Origin of the sequence: Lentzea miocenica (assembly GCF_033949945.1) — a bacterium.
GTDB classification, from domain to species: Bacteria; Actinomycetota; Actinomycetes; order Mycobacteriales; family Pseudonocardiaceae; genus Lentzea; species Lentzea miocenica.
Genome location: NZ_JAXAVW010000052.1, coordinates 37,511 through 47,458 on the forward strand (window position 1 = coordinate 37,511; position 9,948 = coordinate 47,458).

At 68.4% G+C, this 9,948-nt stretch carries 10 protein-coding genes; 4 read left to right on the forward strand and 6 right to left on the reverse strand.

Translation table 11 applies throughout. The annotated features are described in order from the left end of the window. Nucleotides 1-13 precede the first annotated feature (13 nt). From SK803_RS42875 to SK803_RS42885, 3 genes are read right to left on the reverse strand one after another with little or no spacing between them, the layout of a single operon-like run. Nucleotides 14-1,135 carry a hypothetical protein gene (locus tag SK803_RS42875; protein WP_319971976.1) on the reverse strand — a complete coding sequence of 374 codons (1,122 nt, stop codon included), beginning with the start codon at nt 1,133-1,135 and terminating at the stop codon, nt 14-16. After that, the gene (locus tag SK803_RS42880) at nt 1,132-2,646 is read right to left on the reverse strand and encodes an alkaline phosphatase D family protein (RefSeq protein WP_319971977.1); all 1,515 of its coding nucleotides are present in this window, start codon (nt 2,644-2,646) and stop codon (nt 1,132-1,134) included. The genes SK803_RS42875 and SK803_RS42880 overlap by 4 nt, the downstream gene beginning before the upstream one ends. 11 nt (nt 2,647-2,657) lie before the next feature. Beyond that, nucleotides 2,658-3,176, reverse strand: coding sequence for an FAD-dependent oxidoreductase (locus SK803_RS42885; protein ID WP_319971978.1), 519 nt, complete (start codon nt 3,174-3,176; stop codon nt 2,658-2,660). Between the two features lie 66 nt (nt 3,177-3,242). Here SK803_RS42885 and SK803_RS42890 point away from each other — a divergent pair, with 66 nt between their 5' ends. Next, nucleotides 3,243-3,713, forward strand: coding sequence for a GbsR/MarR family transcriptional regulator (locus SK803_RS42890; RefSeq protein ID WP_319971979.1), 471 nt, complete (start codon nt 3,243-3,245; stop codon nt 3,711-3,713). Here the strand turns inward: SK803_RS42890 and SK803_RS42895 are convergent. After that, a complete protein-coding gene (locus tag SK803_RS42895) occupies nt 3,649-4,200 on the reverse strand; it encodes a TetR/AcrR family transcriptional regulator (RefSeq protein WP_319971980.1) in 552 nt (183 codons plus the stop codon). The two genes, SK803_RS42890 and SK803_RS42895, sit on opposite strands and share 65 nt — an antisense overlap. Nucleotides 4,201-4,328: 128 nt before the next feature. Here SK803_RS42895 and SK803_RS42900 point away from each other — a divergent pair, with 128 nt between their 5' ends. The 3 genes from SK803_RS42900 to SK803_RS42910 all read left to right on the forward strand — a co-directional run bounded on the left by SK803_RS42900 (nt 4,329) and on the right by SK803_RS42910 (nt 8,200). After that, nucleotides 4,329-5,273 carry an SDR family NAD(P)-dependent oxidoreductase gene (locus tag SK803_RS42900; RefSeq protein WP_319971981.1) on the forward strand — a complete coding sequence of 315 codons (945 nt, stop codon included), beginning with the start codon at nt 4,329-4,331 and terminating at the stop codon, nt 5,271-5,273. After that, nucleotides 5,270-6,211 (forward strand): SDR family NAD(P)-dependent oxidoreductase, encoded by a 942-nt coding sequence (locus tag SK803_RS42905; protein ID WP_319971982.1) that lies wholly within the window; start codon nt 5,270-5,272, stop codon nt 6,209-6,211. Before SK803_RS42900 ends, SK803_RS42905 begins: the two co-directional genes overlap by 4 nt. A gap of 945 nt (nt 6,212-7,156) precedes the next feature. Next, on the forward strand, nt 7,157-8,200 hold the full coding sequence (locus SK803_RS42910) for a chitinase (RefSeq protein ID WP_319971983.1): 1,044 nt from the start codon (nt 7,157-7,159) through the stop codon (nt 8,198-8,200). Here the strand turns inward: SK803_RS42910 and SK803_RS42915 are convergent. Both SK803_RS42915 and SK803_RS42920 read right to left on the reverse strand, forming a co-directional pair. Beyond that, entirely contained in the window at nt 8,197-8,604 is a 408-nt protein-coding gene (locus tag SK803_RS42915; protein ID WP_319971984.1) for an SgcJ/EcaC family oxidoreductase, read from the reverse strand. The two genes, SK803_RS42910 and SK803_RS42915, sit on opposite strands and share 4 nt — an antisense overlap. Nucleotides 8,605-8,650: 46 nt before the next feature. Further along, on the reverse strand, nt 8,651-9,948 hold a 1,298-nt coding region (locus SK803_RS42920), incomplete at its 5' end, for an alpha/beta hydrolase family protein (RefSeq protein WP_319971985.1).

Here is a 9,948-nt window from a genome sequence, read left to right on the forward strand (position 1 = left end):
CACCTGGGGTGAATCACCAGGCCTGGGTGCTCAGACCCGTGCCCAGGTAGATCTGGTCGAACCCGTTGCCGTCGTTGTCATCCGTGTAGACGACGGTGACGCGGCCCCACGGATCGACGCCCACGGCGGGCTCGTCCTGCCTGCCGGTGGCGTTCGAGACCGTGAGCTGCCTCGGCGGCCTGCCGGTGGTGGTGCCGTCGGGGTTGTAGACGCTGGTGTGGACGTCCTGCGTCTCCGCCGTGGTCACCGCGACACCGAGCTGGTCGTCGATGCCGATCTGCGGGTCGCTGCCGGTGGTGCTCGCGGCGTTGCCGCGGGCGGCACCCGCGGCGGTGAAGGACTGCGACTTCACCCCGGACTGCTCCCACGCGACCGCGAAGTCGCCGTTGAAGTTGGCCGCCACGGCGGGGCGCTTTCCCTGCCCCGTCGTGGTCTGCGCCTGCTTCACGCCGCCGGACGGGGTGAGGATCTTGCGGGCGATGTTCGCGTCCGCCTCCCACACCACGATCGCGTTGCCTGCCGCGCCCATCGCCGCCTGCGGCTTCGCGTGGGTGCCGCCGGCGTTGTTGACCTGGGCCTCGTAGGTCTTGGAGCTGATCGACGCGAACCCGCTCACCCGCACGGTGGGCGGGTTCGTGCCCTGCTTGTCCTCCCACGTCACCGCGAAGCCACCGGTGTCCGGATCCGCCGCGACGCTGGGGAAGTACTGCTGGCCGTCCGCGCTCGCGTTGGCCGTGCCGGAGCCAGAGACGGTGCCCGCGACGCTGACCGAACGGACCGCGATGTTGTAGAAACCGTTGCCGTCCGGGTCTTCCGACCACACGACGACCGCGCTGCCGTCCTCGTGCAGCGACACGTCCGGTTGCCAGTGGCGCCAGTTCCCGGTGCCGCCGGTGCTCAGCTTCTTCTCGTAGAGCGACGTTCCTTCTTTGTAGAGCCGGATCCAGACGTCGGAGTGGATCGGGTCCTCGGGGGTGGCGGTGTCGCGGTCGTCCTCCCACACGACGGCCGTGTAGCCGTTGCGGGTGGCCGAGACGGACGCGTTGTCCTGGTCGCCGGTCGAGTCGGTGTTGACCGTGGACCACGTCATGGGAGCGGGCGCCAGCAGGAGGCTCGCGATCAGAAGGGTTTTCACGGCGCCTGCAATCCGGGGTTGTTCGCCTCGACGACGTAGCTGCCGACGGTCTTCACCGGGTAGTCGCGGACGGTGACCTTGTCGACGGCGCGGAAGTCGACCCGCATCTCGGTGGAGGTGGTGCGGGTCTTCACGTACCCGCGCAGGTTCTTGAAGTACTTGACGTGCGGGTTCAGCGTCGGGTTGAGGCTGTTGTCGGCCGCGTTGCCGTCACCGCCGGACGTGATCGACGTCGTGACGAGCTCGGTGCCGATGATCCGGTTCTGCGACTGGTAGCTCTGCATGAGGTTCGCGGCCCAGCTGCGGTGCACGTCGCCGGTGAGCACGACCGTGCCCTTGTTGCCGTTGGTGTCCCAGGCGTTCTGCAGGCGCGTGCGGTTGGCGGTGTAGCCGTCCCACGCGTCCATGCTCTTCGATCCGTCCGCCGCGGCGAGCCGTTGGGCGAAGAACACCTGCTGGCCCAGGAAGTCCCACGTGCCGAGCTTCTGCCGGAGACCGTCGATCAGCCACGTCTCCTGCGAGGTGCCGGTGAGGGTGCGCGCGGGGTCGTCGGCTGCCGGGCAGACCTTCGTGCCGTCGCCGCACGCCTGGTCGTTGCGGTACTGGCGGGTGTCGAGCATGTGGAACGTGGCGAGGCTGCCCCAGCGAACCCTGCGGTGCAGCAACATGTTCTCCGCGGTGGGGGCCTGGGCGCTTCTGAGCGGCATGTGCTCGTAGTAGGCCTTGTAGGCGGCCGCGCGGCGGGCCTTGAAGTCACCGGCCGGGTTCGTGTCGTTGCGGATCAGGTTGGCGTAGTTGTTCTCGACCTCGTGGTCGTCCCAGACCACGAGCCAGGGCGCGGTGGCGTGGGCGGCCTGAAGGTCCGGGTCGGTCTTGTACTGGGCGTGCCGGACCCGGTAGTTGGCCAGCGTGCTGATCTCGGTGGCGGGTGCGAACTGGCGGACCTTCGTGGTGGTGGCGGCGCCTTCGTAGATGTAGTCGCCGAGGTGCAGGATCAGGTCGGGGTGTTCCTCCGCCATCCGGCGGTAGGCCGTGAAGTAGCCCTCCTCGAAGTGCGAGCACGAGGCGAAGAGCATGCTCAGTTCTGGGGAGGTGCCGACGGCCGGTGCGGTGAGGGCGCGGCCGGCGGGGGAGATGTGGCCGCCGGTGCGGAAGCGGTACCAGTGCTCGCGGCCGGGTTCGAGGCCGGTGAGGGTGACGTGGACGGAGTGCGCGCTCGCCTGCTGGGTCGTGAACGTGCCGGTGCGGACGATGGCGGTGAAGCGTTCGTCGGTGGCGATCTGCCATTCGACGGCGGTGTTGGTGTTCGGCATGCCGCCGAGACCGTCACCGTTGAGGGGGTTGGGGGCGAGGCGGGTCCAGATCACGAACCCGTCCGCGGCGGGTTCGCCGGACGCCACGCCGAGGGTGAAGGGGTAGCCGATGGCGCTGGCGGTGCTGGGGCTGAGGACTCCGGCGCTCGCTCCCGCGAGGCCGCCCACGATGAAGGTACGTCTCCGTAACGTGGTCATGAGCAGCAGGCTTACCGAACGCGGGTAAAGGCCCGCCTAACAGTGTGCGGCTTCAGAGTGGTTTCCCACCAAGCGAAAGCGTCGTGGTCGTCGAGATGGATGTCGAACGCGTCGGCGAGCAGCTCGGCCGCGCACAGCGGGATGCCGGTGTCCCGGACGGCGCGGTAGAGCAGCGCCACGTGGTCGCGGGACCAGGATTCGAGACGCAGGCCGGGTAATCGTTCGGCCTCGCAGCACGGTTGGGCGCACACGACGATGTCGAACCACTCGTCGTCGTGGTCGTTGAACGCGACGGTGACGCCGAACCGGTCCGGGTGCAGCGCGGTGACTTTGCTGTGCCTGGTCTCGTAGTGCAGCGGGTAGGGCAGGGCGGCGAGTCGTTTCGCGGCGTGCAGGTCAGGGCCCTTGAGCGGCACGGGATTCGGGTGCGTGCCGTGGTCGAGCATGACGACTTCCCACGTGCTGCGGCTCAGCCGGAGTGCGGTCGCGAGGCCCGCGATCCCGGCGCCGACGACGAGTGCTGTGGCCATGACCAGCCCCTTCCCCCTAGGATTGAGGCTAGCGAACGTTCAGAAATTTCTGAAGACAGGAACATTGTGACGAGCGAGACAGCACGCAGGGATGCGGCCGAGAGCCTCGCGCTCGCGCTCGTCGGCGCCGGGATGCAGCGGATGGCGTCGCGCACTCTCGCGGCGTTCTTGTTCGCTGACAAGGAGTCGCTGACCGCGGGCGATCTTGCCGACGAGCTGGGTGTGAGCGCGGGGTCGGTGTCCGGCGCGATCAAGATGGTCGCGCAGATGGGCCTGATCGAGCGGAGTTTCGTGGCCGGCAGCAGGCGCGAGCACTTCCGGATGCGCGACAACGCCTGGACCACGCTGTACTCGCGCCAGCACTCGATCCTCGACGACGTCCTGTCGGCGGTCGAGCGAGGGGTCGACGCGGTCGGGTCCGGGCCCGCGTACGACCGGCTCACCTACATGCGCGACTTCTACACGTTCCTGCTCAACGAGGTGCCGGCGCTGGTGGAGCGCTTCGAGCAGCAGCGCCGTGCAGGACGCCGTCCATGATCAGGTCGAGCATCCGCTTCGCCTGATCCGGGTCGCCGTTCTGGGCGACGCCGATCAGCAACGCCATCAGGTCCATCGGCTTCGTCCGCGCGCCCAGCGGGGCGAGCAGGGTGGCGACCGCCTCGGTCATCTTCGCGCGGCTGTGCTCGAACGGGTTGATGCCCGCCGCGATCACGGCCTGCAGTGCCTCCTTGAGGTCGCGTTTCGTGGCGGCGTAGGCGATGAAGCGGTCCATCCACTCGCGCAGCGCCGCTTCGGGCCCGTGGGTCTCGAGCAGCTCGGGGGCCGCGTCGCAGAGCTTCTCCAGCTCGGTGCGGTAGACCGCCTCGATCAGCGCCTCACGCGTGGGGAAGTGCCGGTACAGCGTGCCGATCCCGACGCCCGCCTTCTTGGCGATGGCGCCGAGCGTCACGTCCTTCTCGTGGGTGAACGCGTCGAGCGCCACCTCGACGAGCAACCCGCGGTTGCGGACAGCGTCAGCACGCACTTCTTCACTCCACCGGGTCACTTGCACTGCGGTCATCCCACTTGCCAAACGGAGGATCCTCCGTTTACTGTGGAACTCGAACCGGAGGAACCTCCGTTTCAGTGTACGACACAGGTTGGGGATTTGAGATGAGCGAGCGCATCACCACCCCGTTCGGTTTCGGGAGCACCGCTCTCGAGGTCGTCGAGGGCGTCGACCTCTCGGGCCGTCGCGCCGTGGTCACCGGTGGGGCGTCCGGCATCGGCGTCGAGACCGTGCGGGCACTGGCCGCCGCGGGCGCCGAGGTCACCATCGCGGCGCGGAACGTCGAGGCGGGCGAGCAGGTCGCCGCCGAGGTGTCCGCCGCCACGGGCAACAAGAACGTTCTCGTCGCTCCGTTGGAGCTGACCTCGCAGGACTCGGTGAAGGAGTTCGCCCGCTCCTGGGACGGCCCGCTGCACCTGCTGATCAACAACGCGGGTGTCATGGCCACCCCGCTGACCCGCACGGCCGAGGGCTGGGAGCTCCAGTTCGCCACGAACCACTTCGGTCACTTCACGCTGACGCTGGGCCTGTTCGACTCGCTGCGCGCCGAGGGCGCGCGCGTCGTGAACGTCAGCTCGGCCGGTCACCTGTCCAGCCCGGTGGTGTTCGACGACATCCACTTCGAGCGCCGCGAGTACGACCGCTGGCAGGCGTACGGCCAGTCCAAGACCGCGAACATCCTGTTCGGCGTCGAGGCGGGCAAGCGCTGGACCTCCGAAGGCATCACGATGAATGCCCTGATGCCCGGCGGCATCCTGACGGCCCTGCAACGCCACATCACGCCAGAGGAACTGGCCGAACGCATCCGTCTCCGCGGCGGCGACAAGCCGCTGCAGCTCAAGACGCCGGAGCAGGGCGCGGCCACCACGCTGGTGCTGGCCGTGTCGCCGCTGGTCGAAGGCCGTTCGGGCCTCTACTTCGAAGACTGCGACGAGGCCCTGCCGAACACCCCCGGCGCGTCCAACGGCCTCGCTGCCTACGCGATCGACCCCGAAGCGGCTGCCCAGCTGTGGAAGGTCTCCGAGGAAACACTGAAGGTGCAGGCATGATCACCACTGGCTTCGGCTTCAACACGACCGCCCTCGAAGCAGTAGAAGGCATCGACCTCTCCGGCCGCCGCGCCATCGTCACCGGCGGCGCCTCGGGCATCGGCGTGGAAACCGTCCGCGCCCTGGCCACCGCCGGCGCCGAGGTGACCATCGCCGCCCGCGACATCGACGCCGGCCAACGCGTGGCGTCGTCCCTGATGGCCTCCACCGGCAACAAGAACATCTCGGTAGCCCACCTGGACCTGGCCTCCCAGCCCTCGGTGAAAGCCTTCGCCCGCAACTGGGACGGCCCGCTACACCTCCTGATCAACAACGCCGGCGTGATGGCCACCCCGCTGACGCGCACCCCGGAGGGCTGGGAACTCCAGTTCGCCACCAACCACTTCGGCCACTTCACCCTCACCGCCGGCCTCTTCAACTCACTCCGCGCCGAGGGCGCCCGCGTGGTGAACGTGAGCTCCTCCGCCCACCTCATGGGCGAAGTAGTGTTCGAAGACCTCCACTACCAGCGCCGCGAATACGACCGCTGGCAGGCCTACGGCCAATCCAAAACCGCCAACATCCTCTTCGGCGTCGAAGCAGGCCACCGCTGGGCCTCCGAAGGCATCACCATGAACGCCCTGATGCCCGGCAGCATCGCCACCAACCTCCAACGCCACCTGACCCAAGCCGAACTCCAAGAACGCATCCGCCTGAGCGGCGCCGCCACCAAACGCCGCGTCAAAACCCCAGAACAAGGCGCCGCCACAACCCTCGTAGTGGCCACCTCACCGCTCCTGGAAGGCTTGTCCGGCAAGTACTTCGAGGACTGCAACGAGGCCCTGCCCAACACCGGCGGCGTCCTCTCAGGCGTAGCCCCCTACGCCCAAGACCCAGAAGCAGCAGCCACTCTGTGGCAGCTCTCCGAACAAACCCTCTGGTCCCTCAAAGCCGCCTGACCCCAGCCAAACCCACGCAGACCAGCCCTTGCGGGGAAGCAAAGCGGTGTGGCCGCAGTGCGCGAGCGCCAATGAACGCTCTCCCACCGCGGCCACACCACCCGCAGGTGGCAACAACACCTACCCAGCCCGCTCCGCCTGGCCAGCCGAGTCGGCCCCGCCCTGCCACGCCTCGCCCTGTCTGCCCCGGCTTGGCCTGCCACGGCATGGCCTGGCCCGCCCAGCCTGCCGCGCCCACCCAGCCTGCCTGCCCGGCCTGTCCGCCCGGCCTGTCCGCCCGGCCTGCCCGCCTGGCCTGCCCGCCTGGCTTGCCCTCCCGGCCCGTCGAGCCCGGCCCGTCGAGCCCGGCCCGTCGAGCCCGGCCCGTCGAGCCCGGCCCGTCGAGCCCGGCCCGTCGAGCCCGGCCCGTCGAGCCCGGCCCGTCGAGCCCAGCCCGTCGAGCCCAGCCCGTCGAGCCCAGCCCGTCGAGCCCAGCCCGGCCCGGCTTGGCAAACTCGGTTCCGGCTCTCTGGTCGACCCGGCCCGCGCTCTTCCGGGTCTTTTTTGGTCAGCCTCGCCCAGGTCCACCCTGGGTCGCTGGCACCGCCGCGGCCAACAGCGCCCTGCCCTGGTCTGCTCCGCCCGGCCGCTGGCCTGCCCGCTCGGTCCAGCCTTGCCCGACCGCCTCGGCCTTGCCGCCCCCGTCTGGGTCCTGCCTGCCCTGCCCCGCCCGGTCCGCCCTGCCCCGCCCGGTCCTGCCCGCCCGGACAAGCGTGTCGCCACACCACACCCGAGAGCTTCCAACCCCAAGCACCACCCCACACCGAGGCCCTGAACCCCCTGGGACTCCTCCTCTTCCCACGACCAAGTCCGGCCCCTCCAACCTGGCCAGCCCGCCAGTAGAGGTCTGGACCATTTCGTGCTTCAATGACAAAGGGTCGCCGCCTGCACACGAAAGGTGAGCGAATGTCTGCCCGTTTGTTGCTGAGGGCACTGACAGCCCTGCTTCTACTCTTGAGCACGGTGCTCGTCCCGTCCACCGCACAGGCGGCCGACACGTGTGCGCTCAAACCCCGCCCAGCCGGCAAGGTCCTGCACGGGTACTGGGAGAACTGGGACGGCGCGTCGAACGGGGTCCACCCGCCGTTCGGCTGGACCCCGATCACCGACAGCCGCATCAAGCAGCACGGCTACAACGTGCTCAACGCGGCGTTTCCCGTGATCCGCTCCGACGGCACGGTGCTGTGGGAGGACGGTATGGACGTCGGCGTCAAGGTCGCCACGCCCGCCGAGATGTGTGCGGCGAAGGCGGCGGGCGCCACGATTCTGTTGTCGATCGGTGGCGCGGCGGCGGGCATCGACCTGAGTTCCACTGCTGTGGCCAACCGGTTTGTCGCCACCGTTGTGCCGATCCTGAAGAAGTACAACTTCGACGGCATTGACATCGACATCGAGACCGGACTGGTCGGCAGCGGCAACATCAACCAGTTGTCGGCATCGCAGGCCAACCTCATTCGCATCATCGACGGCGTGCTGGCCGCCATGCCCGCGGGCTTCGGGCTGACCATGGCCCCGGAAACCGCCTACGTGACCGGCGGCAGCATCGTGTACGGCTCCATCTGGGGCGCGTACCTGCCGATCGTCAAGAAGTACGCGGACAACGGCCGCCTCTGGTGGCTGAACATGCAGTACTACAACGGTTCCATGTACGGCTGCGCGGGCGACAGCTACCAAGCCGGGACCGTGCAGGGCTTCGTGGCCCAGACCCAGTGCCTGAACAAGGGCCTCGTCGTGCAGGGCACCACCATCAAGGTTCCCTACGACAAGCAGGTTCCCGGCCTCCCCGCCCAGCCGGGCGCGGGTGGCGGCTACATGAACCCCTCGCTGGTGGGGCAGGCCTGGAACAGCTTCGGTGGTCAGCTCAAGGGCCTGATGACCTGGTCGATCAACTGGGACGGCTCGAAGAACTGGACCTTCGGCGACAAGGTGAAGTCGCTGCAGGGCCGTTAGAGCACGATGGTGTTCTGCCCGGCCACGATCCTCCACCCGTCGTCCTCTTTGGACACGACGTAGAGCGGCGAACCCTCGGCAAGCTCCAGGTACTCGCCATCAGGCGTGACCCGGCGCTGTCGGATCTTCACCGCGGCCACGTCGGGCCGGATGAACAACACGTGCGACACCTCGTAGGCGGCGAGCGCCTCCTTCCCCGCGCCAGGCAGGACCTGACGCGTGAAGGAGGCGATCTCGTCCCGCCCGGTCAACCGCTTGCCGTGCGCGGTCGTCCAGATCGCGTCCTGCCGGAAGAGTCCGATGAACTCCTCCGGCAGTTCGTTCTGCTGGGCGTGCTGAACGGTGGCGACGAGCGCCTCGATGTCGGCGGTGTCCTGGGCTGTGGTGTCCTGTGCGAGCGTCATGGTCGAGATCCTGGTACCTCGACCAAACTGGAGGTCAAGCACTGGGTTACGTGCGGGGTGCGACCCGGGACTCGTAGGACTTCGGCTGGTACCAAGGGTCGTAGAAGCAACCCGTGCCGTACTTCTGGTCGTGGCTGGGACAAGAGGCCGCGATCAGGAAGGGGTTCGAACGCAGCCCGCGCTTCTCCCACGCCGCCAGCGACTGCATGGCCGCGGCGTATTCGGAGTCGCTGAACGCGGAGTGCGTCGCCTCGGTCGTGAAGGTCTGCACGAGGTTGTACCAGCGCCCGGCCTTCGTCACGACGTCGCGATAGGCCGACTCGTGCTCCACGAACGCTGTCGGGTCACCGATCGCGTGCACGGACAGCACCGGAATGTCGATCTTCCCGGTCAGGTCGCTGTCGTACGCCAGCTCGGCGCGGGCCGCCGGGTCCGCGGCGAAGCGTTCGACGCCGGCGTTCAGCGCCTTGTCGTCGTGCGAACCCTTGTAGACGACACCGGTGTTGCTGAACGGGTTCCTGTCGCCCGGCCGGAGGTGCACGATGTCGCGGAACGTGAACGTCGCGAAGTTCAGGTGCGAGTTCAGCGTCTCCTCGGGAATCTTGGTGACCGTGAGGATGTCGTTGAGCTTCTGCTGCTGCTCGGGCGTGCGGCTGCCCGCGACGCCGAGACATTCCTCGATGCGGCTGCGCAGCCCGGCGGTCGTCATCGTCGAGCCCGCGCGCAGGCCCTGCCACAGCGGGTACTGCACCTCGGACGGCCGCGGGTGGTTGCCGCAGTAGTACTGGTAGACCACGCGCAGGTCGACGCGGTAGTCGTAGCCGCGCGAGCCGCCGGCCAGGACGCCGCTGGTGAGCAGCGCCGCGTCATAACCCTTGTACAGCTCGATGGTCTTGGCCGCGACGTTGCCGCCCCACGACTGTCCGTGGATGTAGACCTTGTGCGGCTTCAGCATCGCGCTGACCATCTTGCGCAGGTTGTCGGTGTCCTCTGCCGCCATCCGCGTGCCGTAGCCACCGCGCCGGTAGGAGGTGCCTGCCCACGCGTAGCCCTCCTTGACCATGACGGCCCAGCGGTTCAGGTCGTCACGCGTGCGCTCGGGCGTGGGCTCGCCCAGGTCGGGTCCGCCGTGCGAGTGCACGACCAGAGTCTTGTTCCACTTCTTCGGCACGGCGATCGTGTAGTACGCGCCGTTGGCGTCCCGGCCCTCGTAACAGGTGGTGCCGGCGGGGACGTTCTCCGGGCACGGTGCAGTCGGAGGCAGGTGCACCGGCGACGTGAGACTCGCGGTGAGTGCGAATGCCAGCAGGACGTTCATGGCGGGAATCGTGAGTCCAGCTCGAT

What these genes read in the sequence shown, in the direction of transcription:
- SK803_RS42880 (WP_319971977.1), bottom strand. Translation starts at nt 2,646, where the DNA reads ATGACCACGTTACGGAGACGTACCTTCATCGTGGGCGGCCTCGCGGGA.
- SK803_RS42885 (WP_319971978.1), bottom strand. Translation starts at nt 3,176, where the DNA reads ATGGCCACAGCACTCGTCGTCGGCGCCGGGATCGCGGGCCTCGCGACC.
- SK803_RS42900 (WP_319971981.1), top strand. Translation starts at nt 4,329, where the DNA reads ATGAGCGAGCGCATCACCACCCCGTTCGGTTTCGGGAGCACCGCTCTC.
- SK803_RS42905 (WP_319971982.1), top strand. Translation starts at nt 5,270, where the DNA reads ATGATCACCACTGGCTTCGGCTTCAACACGACCGCCCTCGAAGCAGTA.
- SK803_RS42910 (WP_319971983.1), top strand. Translation starts at nt 7,157, where the DNA reads ATGTCTGCCCGTTTGTTGCTGAGGGCACTGACAGCCCTGCTTCTACTC.
- SK803_RS42915 (WP_319971984.1), bottom strand. Translation starts at nt 8,604, where the DNA reads ATGACGCTCGCACAGGACACCACAGCCCAGGACACCGCCGACATCGAG.